Raw genomic sequence first — 26078 nt, 5'->3', positions numbered from 1 at the left:
TGATGCCACGTCCTGCTCGCATCAGCCGGCTGCTGCTCTGTGGGACCGCCTTGCTGGGGGGCTGCGTGCAACTGGGCCCGGATTTCCAATCGCCGGCCCAGCCCTGGGTCGATCACTGGAACAGCCCGGCCCTGGAGCTCGCCGGCCAACAACACGCGCAACCTGACAGCCGCCAATGGTGGCGCGTGTTTAACGACCCGGTGCTGGACCACTTGATGGCCGAAGCCGATGCCCACAACCCCGACCTGCAGGTCGCAGGCCTGCGCGTCATGGAATCGAGAGCGCAATTGGGCATCGCCCTGAGTGGACGCTACCCGCAATTGCAGCAGGCCAGCGCGGACAGCCTGTACCTGAACCGTCGACAATCGGGCGGCGCCAACCCCCAGGACACGCATTTCTGGCAACACAGCGTCGGCTTCGATATTGGTTGGGAGCTGGATTTCTGGGGTCGTTTCAGCCGTGCCATCGAGTCGGCCGACGCGTCCTGGTTCGCCGCCCAGGCCAACTATGAAAATGCCCTGGTGCTGTTGCACGCGCAGCTGGCGCAAAACTACTACGCCCTGCGCACCGCCGAGGCACGCCTGGCCATCGCCCGCAGTAACGCCGCCTTGCAAAAACGCAGCTACGAGATCACCGAGCGCCTGTTCAAAAGCGGTGCCGAGGCCGAACTCGACCTACAACAGGCCAAGACCCAGTACCTGGGCACCTTGAGTACCATCCCGGATTTCGAGAGCCAAGTGGCGAGCTTGCGAAATGCGTTGTCCACCCTGACCGGCCAGCCACCCGGCTCCATCCCTGACCTGGATCGCAACACCGGGGTGGTGCCCTTGCTCGATACGGCGGTGCTGCAGGATGTACCGGCGAACCTGTTGGTGCGGCGTCCCGATGTTCGTGCGGCCGAGCTGCAAGTGGCGGCGCAGTCGGCGTTGATCGGTGTGGCCGAGACTGACTTGTACCCCTCCATCAGCCTGCTGGGCAGCATCGTCTGGTCTGCCAGCTCGCTCAACGGTGCATCCAATACCCTCGACATGGTGGCCGGTCCCAGCCTGCGCTGGAATATCTTCGACCATGGCCGGATCACCAACAACGTCCGCGTGCAGGATGCGCGCTTGCAGCAGTTGATCGTTTTCTACCAGGACAGCGTACGCCAGGCTGCACGCGAGGCTGACGATGCCGCGACCGGTTTGATCAAGGCGCTGGAGCGCGACCGGATCCTCAGCGATGCATCGGTGGCCGCCGAACGTTCGGTGACCCTGGCCAATGCCCAGTACCGCGAAGGCTATTCGGATTTCCAGCGCGTGCTGGATGCCCAGCGCGCCCTGTTTGCCCAGCAGGATATCTACCTGGTCAACCGTGGCACCGCCGTCAACAGCCTTATCGCCCTGTACAAGGCGCTGGGCGGTGGCTGGTACAGCGACCAGCCGATGATCGACCCGGCCACCCGCCAACAGATGCAACAACGGACCGATTGGGGCGACCTGCTCGACGAACCGAAGGAAAATGCCCATGACTGACAGCCCACAATCGGCCGCCGGGAACACCTCGGCACCCGCCGCCGACCCGGCCAGAAAAGCCATCAACTGGGTAGTACTGCTGATCCTCCTGAGCCTGGTCTGGTACCTGATGGCCGACCGTTACACGCCCTACACGCAACAGGCACGGGTGCAGGCCTTCATTGTGCCGGTGGCGGCCGAGGTATCCGGCCGGGTGACCAAGGTGCACGTACGCAACAACCAGGACGTCAAGGCGGGCGAATTGCTGTTTGAAGTCAATCCGGAGCAGTACCAGATTGCCGTCGATCGCGCCCGCGCCGACCTTGAGTCGACCCGTCGCCAGGTGGGCGCCAACACCGCTGGCGTCGACTCCAAGCTAGCGTCCCTGCGCGCGTCCCAGGCCAATGAGCTCAAGGCTCGCCAGGATAGCCAGCGGCTTGAGCGGCTGTATCGCGAAGACCCGGGCACCATCTCGCTGCGCCGCCTCGAGATCTCCCGCGCCACCCTGGAAGAGTCCATCAGTCAGGTCGCCGCGGCCAAGGCCGAAGTGCAACGGGCGCGGGAACAACAGGGCGGTAACGAAAACGAAAACGCCCAGCTGCTCAGCGCCGCCAGCAACCTCGAAAAAGCCGAGCTGGACTTGAGCAATACCAAAGTCCACGCGCGCTCGGCCGGCCTGATCACCGATCTGCGCACCGATGTCGGCCAGTTCGCCGCCGCCGGTGCGCCGGTGATGACCCTGATCGCCATCCACGACGTGTGGATCAGCGCCGACATGACCGAAAACAACCTCGGCAGTGTCCAGCCCGGGACGCCGGTGTCCATCGTCCTCGACGCCCTGCCAGGGAAAATCTACAAAGGCCATGTGCGCAGCGTCGGCTATGGCGTCGACATCGGCCAGACCACCCAGCCGGGCAGCCTGCCGAAAGTGGAAAACAGCCGCGACTGGCTCCGCCCGGCCCAGCGCTTTCCGGTCATCATCGAGTTCGAACCCGGTGAGTTGACCGGTCCACAAGGCATCCGCTCCGGCGGACAGGCCGAAGTCATGGCCTTCCCGAGCGAAGGCAACCCGCTGAATGTTCTTGGGCGCGTGTTTCTGCGCCTGATGAGCTGGATGTCCTATGCGTATTGAGCGCCCGGCCCGGGTCCAGCGCGCGTTGCGCCTGGGCTTCGGTACGGCGCTGTGCCTAGCGGCGAGCTTCGGCCTGGCCCTGCCCATTCCGTTCCTCGCGCCGATGCTGGCGCTGATGATGCTGGCAGCGATGAACCGGCCGTTGCCGTTCAAGGCCAGCCTGGGTCTGATCCTGATCCTGATGTTGACCACCGGGACCGGCCTGCTGTTGATCCCCCTGCTGCGTTACTACCCGTTCAGTGGCGTGTTGCTGGTCGGACTGTGCCTGTTCATGGCTTTCGGTTACGGCCTGCGTGGTGGCAACCCGCTGGTGGCGACTTTCCTGGTGGTGGGCCTGACCTTGATCAGTGCCGCCGGAACCGCTGAATTCGCCCTGGCGCTCGAGGTGATCGTGGCCCTGGTCAAGGGACTGTTCCTGGCCGTCACGACGCTGACCATCAGCCATTGGCTGTTTCCCGACCCCGCCAGCGCCCCACCGGCCAAGCCCGGCCCGAACCTTACGCCCACCGAAAGCAGCTGGCTGGCGCTACGGGCCACGCTGGTGGTGCTGCCGACGTTCCTGCTGGCCATGATCGACCCGGCCAGCTATCTGCCGATCATCATGAAAGCCGTCAGCCTCGGCCAACAGAGCTGCGCAACCAGCGCCCGCAGCGCCGGCCAGGAATTGCTCGGCTCGACCCTGCTCGGCGGCCTGATGGCGATCCTTTTCTGGTGCGCGCTGAGCCTGTTCGTGAATCTGTGGATGTTTTTTCTGTGGATGCTGCTGTTCGGTTTGCTAGTGGCCAGAAAACTCTACGGCCTGGCCAAAACCCGACAACCACCGAGTTTCTGGCTCAACAGCCTGGCAACCCTGATCATTCTGCTCGGCCAATCGGTACAGGACAGCGCAGCGGGCAAGGACGTCTACACCGCCTTCGCCATCCGCATGGGGCTGTTCATTCTGGTGACTTTGTATGCCTGTTTGATGGTGTATTTGCTGGACACGCGGCGGCAACGGCGAATTACGCTCTCCTAGAAACAGAAAAACCCCCTGAAGAGGGGGTTTTTCGTTGTGGATAACTTATTCCACAGTAACCGACTTCGCCAGGTTGCGCGGCTGATCGACGTCGGTGCCTTTGAGTACGGCAACGTAATACGACAGCAGCTGCAGCGGGATGGTGTAGAGGATCGGCGACAGGATGTCGTGGATGTGCGGCATGTGCACCACGTGGGTGCCTTCACCGTTGGTCATGCCGGCCTTCTCGTCAGCGAAGACGATCAACTGGCCACCGCGGGCGCGAACTTCCTGGAGGTTGGACTTCAACTTCTCCAGCAGCTCGTTGTTCGGCGCCACGGTCACCACGGGCATGTCGTTATCCACAAGCGCCAACGGGCCGTGTTTCAGCTCGCCGGCCGGGTAGGCTTCGGCGTGGATGTAGGAGATTTCCTTGAGTTTGAGTGCGCCTTCCATCGCTACCGGGAACTGCGCGCCGCGACCGAGGAAGAGCGTGTGGTTTTTCTCGGCGAACAGCTCGGAGATTTTTTCCACAGTGCTGTCCATGGCCAGCGCTTCGCCCAGGCGGGTTGGCAAACGACGCAGTTCTTCGACCAGGGTTGCTTCTACGTCTTTGGCCAAGGTGCCACGAACCTGGCCCAGGGAAAGCGTCAGCAACAACAGGCCGACCAATTGCGTGGTGAAGGCTTTGGTCGAGGCCACACCGATTTCGCGGCCGGCCTGAGTCAACAGGGTCAGGTCGGACTCACGCACCAGCGAGCTGATGCCGACGTTGCAGATCGCCAGGCTGGCGAGGAAGCCCAGCTCCTTGGCGTTGCGCAGAGCGGCCAGGGTGTCGGCAGTTTCGCCGGACTGGGAAATGGTCACGAACAAAGTGTCGGGCTGCACCACCACCTTGCGGTAGCGGAATTCGCTGGCGACTTCGACCTGGCAAGGAATGCCGGCCAGCTCTTCGAGCCAGTAACGCGCGACCATGCCGGCGTGGTAACTGGTGCCACACGCGACGATCTGTACGTTGCGCACTTTGGCGAACAGCTCGGCCGCCTGTGGGCCGAATGCCTGTACCAGCACCTGGTTCTGACTCAGGCGACCTTCCAGGGTGCGCTGCACCACGGACGGTTGCTCGTGGATTTCCTTGAGCATGAAGTGGCGGAACTCGCCCTTTTCAGCGGCTTCGGCGCCATCACGGTACTGCACGGCTTCGCGCTCGACAGCCTTGCCGTCAACGTCCCAGATCTGCACGCTGTCGCGGCGGATTTCGGCGATATCGCCTTCTTCCAGGTACATGAAGCGGTCAGTGACCTGACGCAGGGCCAACTGGTCGGAGGCCAGGAAGTTTTCCCCAAGGCCCAGGCCGATCACCAGCGGGCTGCCGCTGCGGGCTGCGACCAGGCGATCAGGTTGCTTGGAGCTGATCACTGCCAGGCCGTAAGCACCATGCAGCTCTTTGACGGTCGCCTTGAGGGCCACGGTCAGGTCGTTCAGATCCTTGAGTTTGTGGTTCAGCAGGTGGGCGATGACTTCGGTGTCGGTGTCCGAAGTGAACACATAACCCAGGGCCTTGAGTTGTTCACGCAGGGCTTCGTGGTTTTCGATGATGCCGTTGTGCACCACCGCCAGGTCACCGGAGAAATGCGGGTGGGCATTACGCTCGCACGGTGCACCGTGGGTAGCCCAGCGGGTGTGGGCGATGCCCAGGCGACCAACCAGCGGCTCGGTGGTCAATGCCTGCTCCAGCTCACTGACCTTGCCCGGACGACGCAGGCGCTCGAGTTTTTCATCATTGGTGTAGACCGCCACGCCAGCGCTGTCATACCCACGGTACTCGAGGCGTTTCAGGCCTTCGACGAGGATGGCGGTGATGTTACGTTCTGCGACTGCGCCGACAATTCCACACATGTTATTTCTCCTGACTGACAGCCGCGCATATCAAATTGATGCCGCGGGCCTGAATCTGATCGCGAGCCTCGAGCGGCAGGCGTTCATCGGTAATAAGGGTATGGACGCTGCTCCAGGGCAGCTCCAGGTTGGGAATCTTGCGGCCGATCTTGTCGGCCTCCACCATCACGACCACTTCACGGGCGACTTCGGCCATGACCCGGCTCAGTCCGAGCAGTTCGTTGAAGGTGGTTGTACCGCGAACCAGATCGATGCCATCGGCACCGATAAACAGCTGGTCGAAATCGTAGGAGCGTAGTACCTGCTCGGCAACCTGGCCCTGGAAGGACTCGGAGTGCGGGTCCCAGGTGCCACCGGTCATCAACAGCACCGGTTCATGCTCGAGTTCGCTCAAGGCATTGGCGACATGCAGCGAGTTCGTCATCACCACCAGGCCGGGTTGCTGGCCGAGTTCCGGGATCATGGAGGCGGTGGTACTGCCACTGTCGATAATGATGCGCGCATGCTCGCGAATCCGCGCAACGGCGGCGCGAGCGATGGCTTGTTTGTACTTGGAAACCGGCTGGCCAAGGTCGGCCACCAGTTCCTGAGGCATGGTGATCGCCCCGCCATAACGACGCAGCAACAGACCATTGCTTTCAAGTGCCGCCAAATCCTTGCGAATCGTAACTTCCGACGTTTCGAAGCGCTTGGCCAACTCATCCACACTGACTTCGCCCTGCTCGGTGAGCAAGGCGAGTATGTTGTGACGGCGTTGAGGTGTGTTGCGCTTCGACATGACTTGGTAAGTTTCGATTCGAAAGATAACGGAAGCAATAAAAACCTATCGGCGAAACTTCGTCAAGCGCGGAGTGATGAAAAGACCTGTGGATAAACGAAAAAAGATCGCAGCCTGCGGCAGCTCCTACAGGGAAAACATAAAACCCATGTAGGAGCTGCCGAAGGCTGCGATCTTTTGATTACAAAGGTCTGTGGATAACTCAGCCCTTCTTGACCTTCTCCGGCCGCTTCCAGCCATCGATGTTCTTCTGGCGAGCACGCCCGATGGCCAACTGGGATTTATCCACAGTCGACGTAATGGTCGAACCAGCCGCAGTGGTCGCGCCATCGAGGATATCCACAGGCGCCACCAACGAGTTGTTGGAGCCAATGAACACATCTTCACCCAACACGGTTTTCCACTTGTTGACGCCGTCGTAGTTGCAGGTGATGGTGCCGGCACCAATGTTGGTGCGCGCACCGATCTCGGCATCGCCCAGATAGGCCAGGTGACCGGCCTTGGCGCCTTCGCCCAGGTGCGCGTTTTTCAACTCGACGAAGTTACCCACATGCGCGCGAGCGTCCAGCACAGTACCTGGACGCAGACGAGCGAATGGGCCGGCATCGCTACCTTCACCCAGGATGGCACCTTCGATATGGCTATTGGCTTTGATGACCACGCCTTTGCGCAGGGTGCTGTCCTTGATCACGCAGTTCGGGCCGATCACCACGTCATCTTCGATGACCACCTTGCCTTCGAGGATCACGTTGATATCGATCAGCACGTCGCGGCCAACCGTGACGTCACCGCGGATGTCGAAACGAGCCGGGTCACGCAGCGTCACACCTTGAGCCATCAAACGACGACCGGCGCGCAATTGATAATGCCGTTCCAGTTCGGAAAGCTGCTTGCGATCGTTGGCGCCCTGCACTTCCATCGCGTCGTGCGGTTGCTCGGTGGCCACCACCAGACCATCGCTCACGGCCATGGCAATGATGTCGGTCAGGTAATACTCGCCCTGGGCGTTGTTATTAGATAGACGGCTCATCCAGTCGCCAAGACGGGCAAAAGGCAGCGCCAGAATGCCGGTATTGCCTTCGGTGATTTTTCGCTCGGCTTCATTGGTATCTTTCTGCTCGACAATCGCCGTGACCTTGCCCTGCACATCACGAACAATGCGGCCGTAACCGGTCGGGTCATCCAGTTCGACGGTCAGCAAGGCCAATTGCTCTGGCCCCACCTGCTTGAGCAAACGTTGCAGGGTATCGACTTCGATCAACGGCACATCGCCATACAGCACCAGCACGTTGTCGGACTGAATGAACGGCACGGCTTGAGCGACGGCGTGACCGGTACCCAGTTGCTTATCCTGCAGGACGAAGTTCAGATCATCCGCCGCCAGGCGTTCGCGTACGGCATCGGCGCCATGGCCGATCACCACGTGAATGCGTTGTGGATCAAGTTGCCGCGCGCTGTGGATAACATGGCCGAGCATGGAGTTGCCGGCAATCGGGTGCAAAACTTTCGGCAAAGCGGAACGCATGCGCGTGCCTTGGCCAGCAGCGAGGATAACGATTTCAAGAGACATGACTGGCTACCAATCCTGGGTGGTCAGCGGCTGCGACCAGGTTGTAAAAATTGGAAAAGAAAAAAGGGTAGCCGAGGCTACCCTTTTTAATCAATCGCACAACAAGCGCAACCTTAGTGGCCGAACTTCTTGCGGATCTGCTGGACGGTGCGCAGCTGAGCTGCAGCCTCGGCCAGACGTGCGGCAGCAGAACCGTAATCGAATTCAGCGCCACGTTCATGCAAGGCCTTCTCGGCAGCCTTAACGGCTTCCTGAGCGGAGGCTTCATCCAGATCGGCAGCACGTTGCACGGTGTCGGCAAGTACCTTGACCATGTTCGGCTGAACCTCGAGGAAACCACCGGAGATGTAATACACCTCCTCTTCCCCGCCCTGCTTGACCAGGCGGATCGGACCTGGCTTCAGATTAGTGATCAGCGGCGCGTGACCCAGGGCGATACCAAGATCACCCAGTGCACCGTGCGCAATCACCATCTCGACCAGACCGGAAAAGATTTCCCCTTCCGCGCTGACGATATCGCAATGGACTGTCATAGCCATCTGATTGCCTCAACCTAAATTAGCGCCCGTTGCCGGGCGCCGGGATTACAGTTTCTTGGCTTTCTCGATCGCTTCTTCGATGCCGCCAACCATGTAGAACGCTTGTTCTGGCAGGTGGTCGTAGTCACCGTTGAGGATGCCTTTGAAGCCAGCAATGGTGTCTTTCAGGGAAACGTATTTACCCGATGCACCGGTGAAGACTTCAGCCACGAAGAACGGCTGCGACAAGAAGCGCTGGATCTTACGAGCACGGTTTACCAACTGCTTGTCGGCTTCCGACAACTCGTCCATACCCAGGATCGCAATGATGTCCTTCAGTTCTTTGTAACGCTGCAGCACGTACTGAACACCGCGAGCGGTTTCGTAGTGGTCGTTGCCGATCACGTTCGGGTCCAGCTGACGCGAAGTCGAGTCCAGTGGGTCTACCGCCGGGTAGATACCCAGGGAAGCGATGTCACGGGACAGAACGACGGTGGCGTCCAAGTGGGCGAAGGTGGTCGCTGGCGACGGGTCGGTCAAGTCGTCCGCTGGTACGTATACCGCCTGGATCGAAGTAATCGAACCTTGCTTGGTCGAAGTGATGCGCTCTTGCAGCACGCCCATCTCTTCAGCCAGGGTCGGCTGGTAACCTACTGCCGAAGGCATACGGCCCAGCAGTGCGGATACTTCAGTACCGGCCAGGGTGTAACGATAGATGTTGTCGACGAACAGCAGAACGTCGTTACCTTCGTCACGGAACTTCTCGGCCATGGTCAGGCCGGTCAGTGCTACGCGCAGACGGTTTCCCGGCGGCTCGTTCATCTGACCGTAAACCAGTGCCACTTTGTCCAGAACGTTGGAGTCCTTCATCTCGTGGTAGAAGTCGTTACCCTCACGAGTACGCTCACCCACACCGGCGAACACGGAATAACCGCTGTGCTCGATGGCGATGTTACGGATCAGTTCCATCATGTTTACGGTCTTGCCTACACCGGCACCACCGAACAGACCGACTTTACCACCCTTGGCGAACGGGCAAACCAGGTCGATAACCTTGATGCCTGTTTCCAGCAGCTCGTTGCCACCGGCTTGTTCAGCGAAGGTTGGCGCAGGACGGTGAATGCCCCAACGCTCTTCTTCGCCGATCGGGCCAGCTTCGTCGATCGGGTTGCCCAGTACGTCCATGATCCGGCCCAGGGTCGCTTTACCGACCGGTACGGAGATGGCTGCGCCAGTGTTGTTGACGTCCAGACCGCGCTTCAAGCCTTCGGTGGAGCCCATCGCAATGGTACGAACCACGCCGTCGCCCAGCTGCTGCTGAACTTCCAGAGTGGTTTCGGCGCCTTGAACTTTCAAGGCGTCGTAGATGCTCGGTACGCTGTCGCGTGGGAATTCCACGTCGATAACGGCGCCGATGATTTGAACGATACGTCCGCTACTCATAGCTGGATCCTCTGAATATTTGAACCGTTAAACCGCGGCAGCGCCGCCGACGATTTCCGAGATCTCTTGGGTGATCGCAGCCTGACGCGCCTTGTTGTAGACCAGCTGCAAATCGCTGATCAAATCACCGGCGTTGTCGGTAGCGTTCTTCATCGCGATCATCCGCGCAGCTTGTTCAGCCGCGTTGTTCTCGACCACCGCCTGGTAGACCTGCGACTCCACGTAACGGACCATCAAGCCGTCGAGCAGCTCCTTGGCATCCGGTTCGTAGAGATAGTCCCAGTGGTGCTTGAGTTCTTGATCCGGGGTTGCCACCAGTGGAATCAACTGCTCCACGGTAGGCTGTTGCGTCATGGTGTTGATGAACTTGTTGGACACCACGGACAGGCGGTCAATACGGCCGTCCAGGTAGGCATCCAGCATCACCTTGACGCTGCCGATCAGATCATTGATCGACGGCTCTTCACCCAGGTGGCTGATAGCTGCAACGACGTTACCGCCGAAGTTGCGGAAGAAAGCCGCACCCTTGCTACCAACTACACACAGATCGATCTCGACGCCGTTTTCGCGGTTTACCGCCATGTCCTTGACCAAAGCCTTGAACAGGTTGGTGTTCAAGCCACCACACAGACCACGGTCACTGCTCACTACGACATAACCGACGCGCTTTACTTCACGGTCGATCATGAACGGGTGGCGATATTCCGGGTTAGCGTTGGCCAGATGACCAATAACCTGGCGGATGCGCTCCGCATAAGGACGGCTAGCAGCCATGCGCATTTGTGCCTTGCGCATTTTGCTGACCGCCACTTTTTCCATGGCGCTGGTAATCTTTTGCGTGCTTTTGATGCTCGCAATCTTACTGCGAATCTCTTTTGCGCCTGCCATGTAACACCTATCAGGTTAGCAAGCGGGAGCCGCTAGGCTCCCGCTGCGGCTTACCAGGTTTGGGTGGCCTTGAACTTCTCGATACCGGCTTTCAGGCCGCCATCGATTTCGTCATTGAAGTCACCCTTCACGTTGATCTTCGCCATCAAGTCGGCGTGATCGCGGTTGAAGTAAGCAATCAGCGCTTGTTCGAAGCTACCGATCTTGGCGATTTCAACGTCGGTCAGGAACCCACGCTCAGCGGCATACAGCGACAGCGACATGTCGGCGATCGACATTGGCGCGTATTGCTTCTGCTTCATCAGCTCGGTAACGCGCTGACCATGCTCAAGTTGCTTACGGGTCGCTTCGTCCAGGTCAGAAGCGAACTGGGCGAATGCCGCCAGTTCACGGTACTGAGCCAGAGCGGTACGGATACCACCGGACAGCTTCTTGATGATCTTGGTCTGAGCGGCACCACCCACACGGGATACCGAAACACCGGCGTTCACTGCAGGGCGGATGCCCGAGTTGAACATGGCCGATTCCAGGAAGATCTGACCGTCGGTGATGGAAATCACGTTGGTCGGAACGAACGCGGAAACGTCGCCAGCCTGGGTTTCGATGATCGGCAGTGCGGTCAGGGAACCGGTTTTGCCGGTCACTGCGCCGTTGGTGAACTTCTCTACGTACTCTTCCGAAACGCGGGATGCGCGCTCCAGCAGACGGGAGTGGAGATAGAACACGTCGCCTGGGTAAGCTTCACGGCCTGGTGGACGGCGCAGCAGCAGGGAAATCTGGCGGTAAGCCACTGCTTGCTTGGACAGATCGTCATAAACGATCAGCGCGTCTTCACCGCGGTCGCGGAAGTATTCGCCCATGGTGCAACCGGAGTACGGAGCCAGGAACTGCAGTGCTGCAGATTCCGAAGCGCTCGCTGCAACGATGATGGTGTTAGCCAGTGCACCGTTTTCTTCCAGCTTGCGAACAACGTTGGCGATGGTCGATTGTTTCTGACCAATTGCTACGTAGACGCAGAAAATGCCGCTGTCTTTCTGGTTGATGATCGCGTCGATCGCCAGAGCGGTTTTACCGATCTGACGGTCACCGATGATCAGCTCACGCTGGCCACGGCCGACAGGGATCATGGCATCGACAGCCTTGTAGCCAGTCTGTACAGGCTGGTCTACCGACTTACGCCAGATCACGCCTGGAGCAACTTTCTCGACCGCGTCGGTCTCGGTGTTGTTCAGCGGACCTTTGCCGTCAACTGGGTTACCCAGTGCGTCGACTACGCGACCCAGCAGTTCCTTACCAACCGGAACTTCCAGGATGCGGCCAGTGCACTTGGCGCTCATGCCTTCAGCCAGAGTCTGGTATGCGCCCAATACAACGGCACCTACAGAGTCTTGCTCCAGGTTGAGGGCCATGCCGAAGACGCCGCCCGGAAACTCGATCATCTCGCCGTACATTACGTCGGCCAGACCGTGAATCCGCACGATGCCGTCAGATACGCTGACGACAGTGCCTTCGTTACGGGCTTGGGAGGTCACATCGAGCTTGTCGATGCGGCCCTTGATAATTTCACTTATTTCGGAAGGATTGAGTTGCTGCATTGCTCTGCTGCCCCTTCAAACTCAAGATTTCAATGCTTCGGCAAGTTTCGCGATTTTGCCGCGAATCGAGCCATCGATAACCAGGTCGCCGGCGCGGATGACAACACCCCCAATAAGGGATGAATCTTCCTCGACTTGCAGGCGCACTTCCCGGTTGAGTCGTGCACTGAGAACCTTGGCGAGTTTGTCTTGCTGTTCTTGGTTCAATGCGAAGGCACTGGTCACTTCAACGTCTACCGATTTCTCTTGCTCGGCCTTGTACAGGTCGAACAGAGCGGCGATCTCCGGCAACAGCGGGAGACGGTCGTTTTCGGCAACGACGTGAATGAAGTTCTGTGCCTTTACATCAAACTTGTCGCCGCACACGTCAATGAACGTGGCGGCCTTTTCTGCGCTCGTCAGTCGCGGGGCCTTGAGCACGCGCTGCATGGTGTCGTCTTCCGACACCGCTGCTGCCAGGCCGAGCATGGCTGACCAATTGGCCAGTTGCTGGTGGGCCTGAGCGTGCTCGAAGGCCGCCTTAGCGTAAGGTCGGGCCAACGTGGTCAGTTCTGCCATGATCGCCCTCGCTTAGATTTCAGCAGCCAGTTGGTTAACCAGCTCTGCGTGCGCGTTTTGATCGATTGCTTTGCCCAGGATCTTCGAAGCACCGCCAACGGCCAGGCTACCCACTTGGGCGCGCAGCGCGTCTTTGACGCTGTTCAGTTCCTGTTCGATCTCGGCCTGAGCCTGAGCCTTCACACGGTCAGCTTCGACGCGAGCCTGTTCACGGGCTTCGTCGACAATCTGGGTACCGCGTTTCTTGGCTTGCTCGATGATTTCAGCTGCCTGAGCTTTCGCTTCGCGCAGTTGCTGACCCGCTTTTTCTTGGGCCAACTCCAGGTCGCGAGCTGCTCGGCTGGCAGCGTCCAGACCATCAGCGATCTTCTTTTGACGTTCGTGCAGAGCCGTGATGACCGGAGGCCATACGAATTTCATGCAGAACAGTACAAAAATCAGGAACGCAACGGACTGGCCAATCAGGGTCGCATTAATGTTCACGCCAACACCTCGCAGTTACGTTGTCCATCACACCAAATTACCCGGAAGATCCGAGTAATTAGCCAGCGATCTGACCAACGAACGGGTTCGCAAAGGTGAAGAACAGAGCGATACCAACACCGATCATGGTTACGGCGTCGAGCAGACCGGCAACGATGAACATTTTAACTTGCAGCATTGGAACCATTTCTGGCTGACGCGCTGCGCCTTCCAGGAACTTGCCGCCCAGCAGGCCGAAACCAATTGCGGTACCCAGTGCGCCCAGGCCGATCAACAGTGCAACAGCGATAGCGGTTAGACCAACTACAGTTTCCATCTTTCCTCCCGACTTTTACGTCGTATGGTTTAGGTTTTTTTAATTTAAAGCGGTAAAACAAATCGTTTCAGAGGCCCCGTGAAGAGCCCCTTCCCGTTTGACCGGGAAGGACATCAGACTAGTCGAGACTGGTCTTAATGGTTTTCTTCGTGCGCCATCGACAGGTAGACGATGGTCAACATCATGAAGATGAACGCCTGCAGGGTGATGATCAGGATGTGGAACACAGCCCACGCCCACTGCAGAACGACGCCCAGGCCGCTGAGCCAGAGCAGACCGCTGCCGAACATCACAGCAATCAGGATGAAGACCAGTTCGCCGGCATACATGTTGCCGAACAGACGCAGAGCCAGGGAGATCGGCTTGGCGATCAGGGTCACGAATTCCAGCAGGAAGTTCACCGGGATCAGCAGGGCCTGAACGAAGATGTTCTTGCTGCCGAACGGGTGCAGGGTCAGCTCGCCGATGAAGCCGCCGAGGCCCTTGACCTTGATGCTGTAGAAGATGATCAGTGCGAAAACCGAGAACGCCATGCCCAAGGTCGCGTTCGGGTCGGTGGTCGACACGGCACGGAACGGTATGTGGTGGTCGCCGGAGATCAGGATGGCCAGTTGAGGAATCCAGTCGACCGGTACCAGGTCGACGGCGTTCATCAGGAACACCCAGACGAAGATGGTCAGTGCCAGCGGTGCAATCACCGGGCTACGGCCATGGAAGCTGTCTTTCACGCTGCCATCGACGAATTCGACCAGTACTTCAACGAAGTTCTGCAAAGCACCAGGCTGACCGGAAGTCGCCTTCTTTGCCGCCATGCGGAAAAGAAGAACGAAGATCAGACCCAATGCGACCGACCAGCCGAGCGTATCGACGTGGAAAGCCCAGAAGCCCATTTCCTTGGCTTCTGCTGCGGTGTGGGCAAAGCCCCAGCCGCCGGTAGGGAGCTGACCGAAGGTCAGGTTCTGCAAGTGGTGCTGGATATAGCCCGAAGCGGTTGTTTCTGCCATGGTTGCCTCAAACGCCCTAAGGTCTCGAAAGTCTTGTTCTCATCAGCAGGGGAGCGAACCAGCTGACTGACTGAGTCAGCACGAAGACACCGAATACTGCAATCGGCGCCAATGGCTTCACACCTGCAAACACCAGTGCAAACAGCACTGCCGTCAAAATCAGTTTGCCTGCCTCGCCGGCATAAAAAGACCGGACGATGGACTGGGCTGCTCGGGCGCCGGAAAACCGAAATGCCCTGTGAGCGAAATAAACATTGGGCAGCAAGGCTATCAGGCCTCCGCAAAATCCCGAGTACCCGGCAACGACCCCCCGCCATTGCCAGAGCGCCAAAGCAGCAATGAGCAAAACGACAAATTGAGCCATTAACACCGGAAAAACTGCCAGGCGATGGAAGGGCAAGCGGTTTGGCGTGCGGGTTTCCATCACTTTTGCTCTCCAATGGTCGGCTGCCAGAATTCAATAACTTGGCATAATTTGTGCCGACAAAATGCGCGCAGAGTATAGGGGCGGTTCTGCCCCTATTCAACTGTCAGGTAGTGATTTCCGACTGCGCGCTACATGAGGAAATGTTTCAGCGAATATGTGCAAGTACGCCTTGAAGCTCATCCAGAGAGTTGTAACCAATCACCAACTGCCCTTTACCCTTCTTACCGTGGCGGATCTGCACCGCAGAGCCTAGGCGCTCGGCCAGGCGCTGTTCGAGGCGGGCAATATCCGGGTCCGGTTTTGCAGGTTCCACAGGCTCCGGTTTGCCACTCAACCACTGGCGAACCAGTGCCTCAGTCTGGCGCACGGTCAGCCCGCGTGCGACAACATGTCGCGCCCCTTCAACCTGTTGATTTTCCGGCAAACCGAGCAAAGCACGGGCATGACCCATTTCCAGGTCGCCGTGGGACAGCATGGTCTTGATGACTTCCGGCAAGGAAATCAGGCGCAACAGGTTAGCCACGGTCACCCGGGACTTGCCCACGGCTTCGGCAACCTGTTGCTGGGTCAGCTGGAACTCCTGCTGCAAACGCTGCAGGGCCACCGCCTCTTCAATCGGGTTCAGGTCTTCACGCTGGATGTTCTCGATCAGGGCGATGGCGATCGCGGTTTCATCGGGTACATCGCGAACCATCGCCGGGATGGTTTCCTGCCCGGCCTGCTGGCTGGCACGCCAGCGACGTTCGCCAGCAATGATTTCAAAACGACCGCTACCGATCGGGCGAACCACGATGGGCTGCATGACGCCCTGGGCCCTGATCGACTGCGCCAACTCTTCCAGCGCCTGCGGGTCCATGTCACGACGCGGCTGGTATTTGCCGCGCTGGAGCAGATCCAGGGGAAGGTGCTGCAGCTCACGCTGATCGGCTTGCGCCGCTTGTTCTTCCAGCGAGCTGACAGTCGGACCACTCAACAGAGCATCCAGTCCACGTCCGAGACCTCGTTTCTTGACGGCCATGGGGATTCCTTAAGTTGCCTGAGCGGCGGCGATGCGTGAGTTTTTGCGTTGACGACGAACCATTTCGCCCGCCAATGCCAGATAGGCAACGGCACCTCGCGACGCTTTGTCGTACGCCAGCGCCGGCATGCCGTAGCTTGGCGCTTCGGCCAGACGGATGTTGCGTGGAATGACGGTGTCGTAGAGCTGTTCGCCGAAGTGTTCCTTGAGCTGGGCCGAGACATCGTTCATCAGGCTCAGGCGCGGGTCGTACATCGTCCGCAGCAGGCCTTCGACCTTGAGGTTCGGATTGAGCAGTTCAGCGATACGCTTGATGTTATCCACAAGGTCGCTCAAGCCTTCGAGCGCGAAGTACTCGCACTGCATGGGGATAATGACCCCATCGGCGGCAACCAGTGCATTCAAGGTCAGCATCGACAGCGATGGCGGGCAGTCGATCAGGATGTAATCGTAGTTTTCCCGGATCGGCGCCAGCGCACTGCGCAGACGGCTTTCCTTCATCTGCATTTCCAGCAGCACCACTTCGGCCGCGGTCAGGTCGCGGTTGGCCGGCAACAGCTGGTAACCACCGTGTTCGGAGAAGTGCATGGCCTGGGCCAGGTCGCACTCGCCGATCAACAGGTCGTAGACCGAGTTTTCCAGGCCATGTTTATCCACACCGCTACCCATGGTGGCGTTGCCTTGTGGATCGAGGTCGATCAACAGCACCCGGCGCTTGGTCGCGACCAGGGATGCTGCGAGGTTGATGCAGGTGGTGGTTTTGCCCACGCCACCTTTTTGGTTCGCTATCGCGAATACCTTAGCCATTCTTGCTTGTGTTCCCAATCATGCCGTGCGGCGCAGTATCAGCAGATGGCGTTGGCCTTGGCAACCAGGTACGGCCAGGGCGTGTTCGCTATCGAGGTGGAAGTCTGCCGGCAATGCTACCAGCTCATCGGCCGGATGAACGCCCTTCATTGCCAGCCAGCGTGTTTCGCTATCGCCGAGGTGGCGAGTCCAGTTGCTGAAGTTTTCCATGCTGCTGAACGCCCGGGAAATGATCCCGTTGAAGGGTTGGGCAGGCTGGAACGCTTCGACGCGACTGTGGATAATTTGCAGGTTATCCAGTTTGAGTTCGAGTTTGACCTGGGTCAGGAAGCGGGTTTTCTTGCCGTTGCTGTCCAGGCACGTCACCTGGGACTCGGGAAACAGGATAGCCAGCGGAATGCCGGGCATGCCGCCGCCACTGCCAACGTCGAGCCAGCGTCCGTTTTCGATGAATGACATCACGCTCAGACTGTCGAGCAGGTGACGGGAGACCATTTCGTCCGGAACACGCACGGCGGTGAGGTTGTAAGCCTTGTTCCATTTGATCAACAGGGCCAGATAACCCAGCAGTTGCGCGTGCTGGGTTTCTGTCAGCGTGACGCCAAGCTGGCGGGCACCTGTGGATAACTCTTCTGCATGTTGCGAAGTGACCAACGAACTCAAGCGCTTTGCTCCAACTGACGGCCCGCGCCGCGTTTTTTCAAATGAATCATCAACAGCGAAATGGCTGCCGGCGTTACGCCCGGGATACGCGAAGCCTGGCCCAAGGTTTCAGGGCGGGTCGCACCGAGCTTGCTCTGGATCTCTTTGGAGAGACCGGAAATATTCGTGTAATCGATATCCACAGGCAATTTGGTGTCTTCGCTGGCGCGCAGGCGGGCGATTTCATCCTGTTGACGATCGATGTAGCCGGCGTACTTGGTCTTGATTTCGACCTGTTCGGCGACTTGTGGATCTTCTGCACCGCCACCGGTCACTGAGATCAGACCAGCGTAGTCGATTTCCGGACGGCTCAAGAGATTCAGCAGGTTGTATTCGTGGGTCAAAGGCGTGCCGAATTTTTCGGCAATCGCATCGCCCTGTTCGGTGCCCGGGCGAACCCAGGTGCTTTTCAGGCGTTGCTCTTCTAGTTCGATGCTTTCGCGTTTTTTGCAGAAAGCCGCCCAACGCGCGTCATCCACTAGGCCCAGTTCGCGACCTTTTTCGGTCAGGCGCAGGTCGGCGTTGTCTTCGCGCAGGATCAAACGGTATTCGGCGCGGGAGGTGAACATCCTGTACGGCTCTTGGGTGCCGAGGGTAATCAGGTCATCGACCAACACGCCGATATAGGCCTCGTCGCGTCGCGGGCACCAGGCCTCTTTGCCCTGCGCGCGCAGTGCCGCGTTGGTTCCGGCGAGCAAACCCTGGGCGCCGGCTTCTTCATAACCGGTGGTGCCGTTGATTTGCCCGGCGAAGAACAGACCGCCGATCACTTTGGTTTCCAGGCTGTACTTCAAGTCGCGCGGATCGAAGTAGTCGTACTCGATGGCGTAGCCCGGGCGCACGATGTGTGCGTTTTCCATGCCGCGGATCGATTGCACGATCTGCAATTGCACATCGAACGGCAAGGATGTGGATATCCCGTTCGGGTACAGCTCGTTCGTGGTCAAACCTTCCGGTTCGATGAAGACCTGGTGGCTTTCCTTGTCGGCAAAGCGGTGAATCTTGTCTTCGATCGACGGGCAGTAACGCGGGCCGATGCCTTCGATCTCGCCTGCATCGGAATACATCGGCGAACGGTCGAGGTTGGCCGCAATGATTTCGTGGGTACGGGCGTTGGTGTGGGTAATCCAGCAACTGATCTGCCGTGGATGCTGTTCTTTGGAACCCATGAACGACATCACCGGGATCGGCGTATCGCCGGCCTGCTCGGTCATCACCGAGAAATCCACGGAACGGGCGTCGATACGCGGCGGTGTACCGGTCTTCAGGCGACCGACCCGCAAAGGCAATTCACGCAGACGGTGAGCCAGGGCAATCGACGGTGGATCACCGGCACGGCCGCCGGAGAAATTCTGCAAACCAATGTGGATAAGTCCGCCGAGGAAGGTGCCTGTGGTCAAAACCACCGAGTCGGCGAGGAAACGCAGGCCCATCTGGGTCACTACGCCGCGCACTTGTTCCTGCTCGACGATCAGGTCATCGGCGGCTTGTTGAAATATCCACAGGTTCGGCTGGTTTTCCAGGATTTCGCGGACAGCGGCCTTGTACAGAATCCGGTCGGCCTGTGCACGGGTTGCACGCACGGCCGGGCCTTTGCGGCTGTTCAACACACGAAACTGGATGCCGCCTTTATCGGTAGCCATGGCCATCGCGCCGCCGAGGGCGTCGATTTCCTTGACCAGGTGGCTTTTGCCGATCCCGCCAATGGCCGGGTTGCAACTCATGGCACCGAGGGTTTCCACGTTATGCGTCAGCAACAGGGTTTTCACCCCCATACGTGCTGAGGCCAGTGCTGCCTCGGTACCGGCATGACCGCCGCCGATGACGATCACTTCAAAACGGGAAGGGAAATCCACCACGCACCTCGTGCCTGCTTAAGTAGGTATTCAGGAATAGTTTGAGCTCAGGTTTTTGGACCTGGTCGACAAGTATAGGGACTTCGCCCTTCCTAAAGAACCCTTTGCACAAAATTTAACCAGCTGTGGAAAAGTCGGAGTTATAGAAATTAAAAAGAGAGAAATTTATTAAATCTTTGTTTTTATGTTTATTTCTATGCACATGCCTTTCTGTGGATAGATCTCTAGAAGCCTTTATTTTCAGTATGTACAGCGATTCAAAACCCTGTGATCATGTGCCAATGAGTCCCTTGGATAACCGGTGTAAGCCTGTGGATGAAAGGGGTGGTTATCCACAGAGGCGGTTATGTTCAGTTTTCAGGCCCTGTTATCAACTGACCTTAGCGGCGGTTATTCACAGGGCTTAATCCACAGAAAAGTGTCGATTTCCCGAAATTCAGGCACGAGAATTCCGCTCAAGCAGACAAAGTCCGCTCGGCACTGGAAGGTTTATTCAGAAAAAGAGAGAGCAGACAGGCACGAACGGCCTGTCTGTGAACAACAGGAGGGCTACTTGCCGATACAGAAGCTGGAGAAAATTCGCCCCAACAGGTCGTCAGAGCTGAAAGCACCGGTGATTTCTCCCAGCGACTGCTGAGCCTGGCGCAGATCTTCGGCCAACAATTCGCCAGCGCCAGCCAGGGTCAACTGGGCACGACCATGCTCGAGGGCAGTACTGGCATGACGTATCGCCTCCAGGTGGCGCCGGCGGGCACTGAAGCTGCTTTCGGACGTTTGCTCGTAGCCCATGCAGGCCTTGAGGTGATCACGCAGTAGCTCCAGACCGACACCTCCGGACTTGGCGCTCAGGCTGATAGTGACGTGGCCGTCGTCGCTGATCTCCAGGGCAATGGCTTCGCCCGTAAGGTCGGCCTTATTGCGGATCAGGGTAACTTTCGCGGGATCTGGACGGGTTTCGAGAAATTCCGGCCACAGTGCGAACGGATCGAGGGCTTCCGGTGCGGTGGCATCGACCACCAGTAATACCCGATCCGCTTCACCGATGGCTTTCAGGGCACGTTCGACACCGATTTTTTCCACATGGTCATCGGTATCGCGCAGACCGGCGGTATCCACCACATGCAGCGGCATGCCATCAATGTGGATATGTTCACGCAGTACGTCACGGGTGGTGCCGGCAATTTCAGTCACGATCGCCGCTTCGCGCCCGGCCAGTGCGTTGAGCAGGCTGGATTTACCGGCATTCGGACGACCGGCAATGACCACGGTCATGCCGTCTCGCAGCAAGGCACCCTGCCCGGCTTCACGCATGACAGTGGATAACTCGTCGCGGACTTTGTCGAGCATGCTCAGGACATGGCCATCGGCGAGGAAGTCGATTTCCTCTTCCGGAAAATCGATGGCCGCCTCGACATAGATGCGCAGGCCGATCAGTTGCTCGGTGAGGTTATGCACACGTGACGAGAAAGCACCCTGCAGGGAGCGCAGTGCATTTCGCGCAGCCTGGGCAGAACTGGCTTCAATCAGGTCGGCAATTGCCTCGGCCTGGGCCAGGTCAAGCTTGTCGTTGAGGAACGCACGCTCACTGAATTCCCCCGGCCGGGCAAGCCGGCAACCCAGTTCCAGGCAGCGCTTGAGCAACATATCCAGAACGATCGGGCCACCATGTCCCTGGAGTTCCAGCACGTCCTCGCCGGTAAACGAGTTTGGCCCCGGAAAATACAATGCGATGCCCTGGTCCAGTACCTCATCGTGTTCACTGAAAAACGGGCCGTAGTGGGCAAATCGCGGCTTGAGCTCGCGACCACTGAAAGCCTTGGCCGCAACGCTGGCCAACGGCCCGGAAATACGCACGATGCCTACACCGCCACGACCTTGAGCGGTGGCGACGGCGGCGATGGTTTCACGAGGAAGGCTCATAAACCGGTATCCAGACAAAAGTGACAGATAGCAAAACGCCCCACTAGGGGGCGTCTTGAGTGGTTATCCACAGTGTAAATCAGGCAGCTGCTTTGGTAGCCGCTTCGATCTTACGAGTGATGTACCACTGTTGGGCGATCGACAGGCAGTTGTTCACTACCCAGTACAGCACCAGACCCGCCGGGAACCACAGGAAGAAGAAGGTGAAGATGATTGGCATCAGCTTCATTACCTTGGCCTGCATCGGATCCGGAGGCGTCGGGTTCAACTGCTGCTGGATGAACATGGTTGCACCCATGATGATCGGCAGAATGAAGAACGGATCCTTGATCGACAGGTCAGTAATCCACAGCATGAACGGCGCCTGGCGCATTTCAACGCTTTCCAGCAGAACCCAGTACAGCGAGAGGAAAACCGGCATCTGCACGAGGATTGGCAAGCAACCACCCAGCGGATTGATCTTCTCTTTCTTGTACAGCTCCATCATGGCTTGCGACATTTTCTGCCGGTCATCGCCATGTTGCTCTTTCAGCGCGGCCAGTTTCGGTGCCACTGCACGCATGCGCGCCATGGATTTGTAGCTGGCAGCCGACAACGGGAAGAAGATCCCTTTGATCAGCATGGTCAGGAAGATGATCGACCAGCCCCAGTTACCCACAATGGCGTGGATGTGTTGCAGCAACCAGAAGATCGGTTGGGCGATGAACCACAGAATGCCGTAGTCGACAGTCAGTTCCAGGCCTGGGGACAACTCTTTCAGCACGGCCTGGCTTTTCGGGCCGGCGTACAGAACAGCGCTGGTTTCGGCTTTGGCGCCCGGGGCAACACTCATCGATGGGCCGGTGTAGCCGATGATGTAGTTGCCTTTGCTGTCTTTACGGGTCTGGACGACGTTGTTTTCGCCCTTGGCCGGAATCCATGCGGTCACGAAGTAATGCTGCAACCAGGCAACCCAACCGCCAGTGACGGTTTCTTTCAGCGGCGCCTTGTCCATGTCCTTCATGGACACTTTCTTGTACGGCTCCGAACTTGTCCACAGGGCGGCGCCCAGGTAAGTCGCGGTGCCGGTTGCCGTGGTCGACGAAGGATCGGCGCTGGCGTCACGCTTCAACTGGGCGAACATCGCACCGGTCCAGGGCTGGGCGCTCTGGTTGTCGATCAGGTAGGAAACGGTTACGTCATACAGGCCGCGTTTCAGGGTGAAACGTTTGATGTAATTGACGCCGTCCTTGCTGAACTTCAGGTCTACGACCAATTGGTCCTGACCGTCAGCCAGTTGATAAACCTTCTTCTCCGAGGAATAAACCGGACGACCGGCCGGATTTGCATCCGGACCGTTGGTGCCGATCAGACCGCTTTGTGCCAGATAAGTACGTTCGCCGCCGTTATCGAACAGCTGGAACGGAATTTCCGGGTGATCCTGACGACGCGGATACAGCGGCAGGGTCAGCAGGGCAACATCACCACCTTGTGGGTCGACAGCCAGGTCCAGTACATCCGTTTTGATCTGGATGAGGTCCTTGCTCACAGCCACCGGTGTTTCGGCAGGTGCGCTGGTGTCGCTAGCAGCACGTGGAATGTCGTCACTGGCGGAAGCGTTGGAGCCAGATGCCGTATCCGGCAGGCCCGATGCAGTCGTATTGGTGGCAACATTCTGAGTCGGCAGGGCAGCCTGGCCATAGTCCTGGTTCCATTTAAGAACCATTACGTAGGACACGATTGCCAGGGCGACGATCAGGATCGTGCGTTTGATATCCATGATTACTCGGCCATCGAAGAAGAACGGGAGGTAGGGATAGGTGGAACCGGGTCATAACCACCGGGATTCCACGGATGACAGCGACCTAAACGACGAAAGGTCAGCCAGCCACCGCGAAGAAGGCCATGATTTTCGATGGCTTCTAACGCGTAGCAGGAACAACTGGGGTAGAAACGACAGTGACTGGCCATCAGGGGACTAATGGCATAGCGATAAAACTGGATCGGAACGAGTGCCAGTTTACGCATCTGGACTGTCTACCCCTACAGTTTCGGTTTTGACTGCTGGTACCGGCGAACTGCGAGCCAGGCGTTTCCAGAGTTTGCCGAAATGCTGAATCAATTCGGGGTTTTCTACGTCACCCAAACCTTTGCGCGCGACGATAACAATGTCCCAACCGACCAGTGAATCCTGGTTCAGGCGAAACGATTCGCGCATCAGACGTTTGAGGCGATTGCGCTCGACGGAGAGCTTTACGCTCTTTTTCCCGATAACCAACCCGAGACGGGGGTGATCAAGATCGTTGTTGCGCGCAAGGAGCAGGAGATTTTTCCCCGGAACCTTGCCGGTAGGGGAGTCAAAGACTGCCTTGAAATGCCGGGGAGTAAGCAGACGCTTTTCCCGACTGAAGTCCTGACTCACCTCCAGTGCCGGCTTATCAAACTGCCAGACGCGCACGACCTTTGGCGCGACGACGCGACAGAACGGCACGACCGTTCTTGGTAGCCATGCGAGCACGGAAACCGTGGGTACGAGCGCGTTTGATAGTGCTTGGTTGGAAAGTACGTTTCATTGTCGTGTTACCTGGTTCGTCCACAACGGGCCGGAATGGCCCCCGTTTTAAGAGACCGGGGATTCTAGAGAAAGCAAGCCTTCAGGTCAATTTCCAACCAGCGTTTCCTTATAAATAGATCTCCAGGCGTTTTGCGCTGATCGAACCGCCGGTAAATATAAAAATAAGAAAGGAAAGTATTTAAAGCTTTTCTGTAAAGCTTATAAAAGCTAGGCCCACGCCCTTCTGTGGATAAGTGGCTTCAGACCTTGTTTTACCTGCTGTACAGAGAATGACAACTACAGTGGAAAACCGTGTTCAGCCTGTGCTGCGCTGTCGGATAACCTGTGTGTGGAATGCCGGCTTATCCACAGGCCGGTTATCCACCGAGTTTCGCCCCCACTTGTGCAATGACCTTAACCCCGGTTATCCACAGAGCTTATGCACAGACCACTGGTCGTCTTTTTTGCGTATGAAACGGCGATTCTTCTTGGTCGATGAACCACCTTCGTGTGGATAAGTCGGCGTCTGGTCGCTACAATGGCCGCTTGTTTTTGCCTCACCGGCTTTCAACTTAGGGGATATCCGTGTCAGTGGAACTTTGGCAGCAGTGCGTGGAGCTTCTGCGCGATGAGCTGCCTGCCCAACAATTCAACACTTGGATCCGTCCACTACAGGTCGAAGCCGAAGGCGACGAGTTGCGTGTCTATGCACCCAATCGTTTTGTTCTGGACTGGGTCAACGAAAAGTACCTGGGACGTGTTCTCGAATTGCTCGATGAGCACGGCAATGGCATGGCGCCTGCGCTTTCCTTATTAATAGGCAGCAAACGCAGTTCGGCACCGCGTGCCGCGCCAAATGCTCCCCTGGCAGCCGCGGCTTCCCAGGCCCAGGCTGCTCAAACACTTGCCACCCCGCCGCCAGCACCTGCTGCGGCTTCGACCAAGCGCGCCACGCAAAAAGTCGCCGAGGTCACTGAGGAAGAACCTTCCCGTGACAGCTTCGATCCGATGGCCGGCGCCAGTTCGCAACAGGCCCCGGTTCGCGCCGAGCAACGTACCGTGCAGGTCGAAGGTGCGCTCAAGCACACCAGTTACCTGAACCGCACTTTTACCTTCGAGAACTTCGTTGAAGGTAAATCCAACCAGTTGGCGCGCGCCGCCGCCTGGCAGGTGGCTGACAATCCGAAGCACGGTTACAACCCGCTCTTCCTTTATGGTGGCGTCGGCCTGGGTAAAACCCACTTGATGCACGCTGTGGGTAACCATCTATTAAAGAAGAACCCGAATGCCAAGGTGGTGTACCTGCATTCCGAGCGATTCGTGGCGGACATGGTCAAGGCCCTGCAACTGAACGCGATCAACGAGTTCAAACGTTTCTACCGTTCGGTGGATGCGTTGCTGATCGATGACATTCAGTTCTTCGCCCGTAAAGAGCGTTCCCAGGAAGAGTTTTTCCACACCTTCAACGCCCTGCTCGAAGGTGGCCAGCAGGTCATTCTCACCAGTGACCGCTATCCGAAAGAAATCGAAGGCCTTGAAGAACGCCTCAAATCCCGCTTTGGCTGGGGCCTGACCGTAGCGGTCGAGCCACCGGAGCTGGAAACTCGCGTGGCGATCCTGATGAAGAAGGCCGATCAGGCCAAGGTCGAGCTGCCGCATGACGCCGCGTTCTTCATTGCCCAGCGTATTCGCTCCAACGTCCGTGAGCTGGAAGGCGCACTCAAACGCGTGATCGCCCACTCGCACTTCATGGGTCGCGATATCACCATCGAGCTGATTCGCGAATCCCTGAAGGACTTGTTGGCGTTGCAGGATAAACTGGTCTCTGTGGATAACATTCAGCGCACCGTCGCCGAGTACTACAAGATCAAGATATCCGACTTGCTGTCCAAGCGTCGTTCTCGCTCGGTCGCACGTCCGCGTCAGGTTGCAATGGCCTTGTCCAAAGAGTTGACTAACCACAGCCTGCCGGAAATCGGCGACGTGTTTGGCGGCCGCGACCATACGACTGTTTTGCACGCCTGCCGCAAGATCAACGAACTTAAGGAATCCGACGCGGACATCCGCGAGGACTACAAGAACCTGCTGCGTACACTGACCACTTGATGAACACCAGCGCAGCTAATTAAGGCAAGGGACTAGAC

At 58.1% G+C, this 26078-nt stretch carries 25 protein-coding genes; 4 read left to right on the top strand and 21 right to left on the bottom strand.

The window, feature by feature from the left end; genetic code table 11:
- Positions 1 to 2: 2 nt before the first annotated feature.
- The 3 genes from KW846_RS00665 to KW846_RS00655 are packed head-to-tail and all read left to right on the top strand — an operon-like array spanning position 3 to position 3640.
- Entirely contained in the window at positions 3 to 1514 is a 1512-nt protein-coding gene (locus KW846_RS00665) for an efflux transporter outer membrane subunit (RefSeq protein ID WP_218480953.1), read from the top strand.
- Positions 1507 to 2625, top strand: coding sequence for an HlyD family secretion protein (locus tag KW846_RS00660; protein ID WP_218480952.1), 1119 nt, complete (start codon positions 1507 to 1509; stop codon positions 2623 to 2625). The genes KW846_RS00665 and KW846_RS00660 overlap by 8 nt, the downstream gene beginning before the upstream one ends.
- Positions 2615 to 3640: a DUF2955 domain-containing protein gene (locus KW846_RS00655; RefSeq protein ID WP_218480951.1), complete on the top strand. Its 1026-nt coding sequence runs from the start codon at positions 2615 to 2617 to the stop codon at positions 3638 to 3640. The genes KW846_RS00660 and KW846_RS00655 overlap by 11 nt, the downstream gene beginning before the upstream one ends.
- A gap of 45 nt (positions 3641 to 3685) precedes the next feature.
- Here KW846_RS00655 and glmS read toward each other — a convergent pair whose 3' ends face one another.
- The 21 genes from glmS to rpmH all read right to left on the bottom strand — a co-directional run bounded on the left by glmS (position 3686) and on the right by rpmH (position 23953).
- A complete protein-coding gene (glmS, locus tag KW846_RS00650) occupies positions 3686 to 5518 on the bottom strand; it encodes a glutamine--fructose-6-phosphate transaminase (isomerizing) (protein WP_102673714.1) in 1833 nt (610 codons plus the stop codon).
- Between the two features lies 1 nt (position 5519).
- A complete protein-coding gene (locus KW846_RS00645) occupies positions 5520 to 6296 on the bottom strand; it encodes a DeoR family transcriptional regulator (RefSeq protein ID WP_007969913.1) in 777 nt (258 codons plus the stop codon).
- Between the two features lie 202 nt (positions 6297 to 6498).
- The gene (gene glmU / locus KW846_RS00640; RefSeq protein ID WP_218480950.1) at positions 6499 to 7866 is read right to left on the bottom strand and encodes a bifunctional UDP-N-acetylglucosamine diphosphorylase/glucosamine-1-phosphate N-acetyltransferase GlmU; all 1368 of its coding nucleotides are present in this window, start codon (positions 7864 to 7866) and stop codon (positions 6499 to 6501) included.
- A 113-nt stretch (positions 7867 to 7979) separates the two neighbouring features.
- Positions 7980 to 8405, bottom strand: a complete 426-nt coding sequence (locus tag KW846_RS00635; RefSeq protein WP_007969909.1) for a F0F1 ATP synthase subunit epsilon — start codon at positions 8403 to 8405, stop codon at positions 7980 to 7982.
- A gap of 45 nt (positions 8406 to 8450) precedes the next feature.
- On the bottom strand, positions 8451 to 9827 hold the full coding sequence (atpD, locus tag KW846_RS00630) for a F0F1 ATP synthase subunit beta (RefSeq protein ID WP_007969907.1): 1377 nt from the start codon (positions 9825 to 9827) through the stop codon (positions 8451 to 8453).
- A gap of 27 nt (positions 9828 to 9854) precedes the next feature.
- Positions 9855 to 10715 (bottom strand): F0F1 ATP synthase subunit gamma, encoded by an 861-nt coding sequence (gene atpG / locus KW846_RS00625; protein ID WP_007934344.1) that lies wholly within the window; start codon positions 10713 to 10715, stop codon positions 9855 to 9857.
- A 50-nt stretch (positions 10716 to 10765) separates the two neighbouring features.
- A complete protein-coding gene (atpA, locus tag KW846_RS00620) occupies positions 10766 to 12310 on the bottom strand; it encodes a F0F1 ATP synthase subunit alpha (protein ID WP_007969905.1) in 1545 nt (514 codons plus the stop codon).
- Positions 12311 to 12331: 21 nt separating this feature from the next.
- On the bottom strand, positions 12332 to 12868 hold the full coding sequence (locus KW846_RS00615) for a F0F1 ATP synthase subunit delta (protein WP_007985049.1): 537 nt from the start codon (positions 12866 to 12868) through the stop codon (positions 12332 to 12334).
- 12 nt (positions 12869 to 12880) lie between these two features.
- Positions 12881 to 13351, bottom strand: coding sequence for a F0F1 ATP synthase subunit B (locus KW846_RS00610; RefSeq protein ID WP_007969903.1), 471 nt, complete (start codon positions 13349 to 13351; stop codon positions 12881 to 12883).
- A gap of 58 nt (positions 13352 to 13409) precedes the next feature.
- Positions 13410 to 13667, bottom strand: a complete 258-nt coding sequence (atpE, locus tag KW846_RS00605) for a F0F1 ATP synthase subunit C (RefSeq protein WP_003097235.1) — start codon at positions 13665 to 13667, stop codon at positions 13410 to 13412.
- Positions 13668 to 13801: 134 nt separating this feature from the next.
- Positions 13802 to 14671 (bottom strand): F0F1 ATP synthase subunit A, encoded by an 870-nt coding sequence (gene atpB, locus KW846_RS00600; RefSeq protein ID WP_104450363.1) that lies wholly within the window; start codon positions 14669 to 14671, stop codon positions 13802 to 13804.
- A gap of 16 nt (positions 14672 to 14687) precedes the next feature.
- Entirely contained in the window at positions 14688 to 15095 is a 408-nt protein-coding gene (locus KW846_RS00595) for a F0F1 ATP synthase subunit I (protein ID WP_218472994.1), read from the bottom strand.
- Positions 15096 to 15243: 148 nt separating this feature from the next.
- Positions 15244 to 16116 carry a ParB/RepB/Spo0J family partition protein gene (locus KW846_RS00590; RefSeq protein ID WP_102700984.1) on the bottom strand — a complete coding sequence of 291 codons (873 nt, stop codon included), beginning with the start codon at positions 16114 to 16116 and terminating at the stop codon, positions 15244 to 15246.
- Positions 16117 to 16125: 9 nt separating this feature from the next.
- Positions 16126 to 16923: a ParA family protein gene (locus tag KW846_RS00585; protein WP_007969897.1), complete on the bottom strand. Its 798-nt coding sequence runs from the start codon at positions 16921 to 16923 to the stop codon at positions 16126 to 16128.
- An 18-nt stretch (positions 16924 to 16941) separates the two neighbouring features.
- On the bottom strand, positions 16942 to 17586 hold the full coding sequence (gene rsmG, locus KW846_RS00580) for a 16S rRNA (guanine(527)-N(7))-methyltransferase RsmG (protein ID WP_218480949.1): 645 nt from the start codon (positions 17584 to 17586) through the stop codon (positions 16942 to 16944).
- A complete protein-coding gene (gene mnmG, locus KW846_RS00575; RefSeq protein ID WP_218480948.1) occupies positions 17583 to 19481 on the bottom strand; it encodes a tRNA uridine-5-carboxymethylaminomethyl(34) synthesis enzyme MnmG in 1899 nt (632 codons plus the stop codon). Before mnmG ends, rsmG begins: the two co-directional genes overlap by 4 nt.
- A gap of 549 nt (positions 19482 to 20030) precedes the next feature.
- Positions 20031 to 21401 (bottom strand): tRNA uridine-5-carboxymethylaminomethyl(34) synthesis GTPase MnmE, encoded by a 1371-nt coding sequence (mnmE, locus tag KW846_RS00570; protein ID WP_218480947.1) that lies wholly within the window; start codon positions 21399 to 21401, stop codon positions 20031 to 20033.
- A 79-nt stretch (positions 21402 to 21480) separates the two neighbouring features.
- Complete coding sequence (gene yidC / locus KW846_RS00565) at positions 21481 to 23160, bottom strand: membrane protein insertase YidC (protein ID WP_007969890.1); 1680 nt, start codon at positions 23158 to 23160, stop codon at positions 21481 to 21483.
- 2 nt (positions 23161 to 23162) lie between these two features.
- Positions 23163 to 23408: a membrane protein insertion efficiency factor YidD gene (yidD, locus tag KW846_RS00560; RefSeq protein ID WP_010207715.1), complete on the bottom strand. Its 246-nt coding sequence runs from the start codon at positions 23406 to 23408 to the stop codon at positions 23163 to 23165.
- Positions 23401 to 23802: a ribonuclease P protein component gene (gene rnpA / locus KW846_RS00555; protein WP_015097448.1), complete on the bottom strand. Its 402-nt coding sequence runs from the start codon at positions 23800 to 23802 to the stop codon at positions 23401 to 23403. Before rnpA ends, yidD begins: the two co-directional genes overlap by 8 nt.
- 16 nt (positions 23803 to 23818) lie before the next feature.
- A complete protein-coding gene (gene rpmH, locus KW846_RS00550) occupies positions 23819 to 23953 on the bottom strand; it encodes a 50S ribosomal protein L34 (protein WP_003213577.1) in 135 nt (44 codons plus the stop codon).
- A 566-nt stretch (positions 23954 to 24519) separates the two neighbouring features.
- Between rpmH and dnaA the strand changes: the two genes are divergently transcribed.
- The gene (dnaA, locus tag KW846_RS00545) at positions 24520 to 26040 is read left to right on the top strand and encodes a chromosomal replication initiator protein DnaA (RefSeq protein ID WP_218480946.1); all 1521 of its coding nucleotides are present in this window, start codon (positions 24520 to 24522) and stop codon (positions 26038 to 26040) included.
- Positions 26041 to 26078: the final 38 nt, after the last annotated feature.

Source organism: Pseudomonas sp. PDM32 (assembly GCF_019219225.1).
Classification (GTDB): Bacteria; Pseudomonadota; Gammaproteobacteria; order Pseudomonadales; family Pseudomonadaceae; genus Aquipseudomonas; species Aquipseudomonas laurylsulfatiphila.
This window is presented reverse-complemented; position numbering and strand designations above follow the sequence as displayed.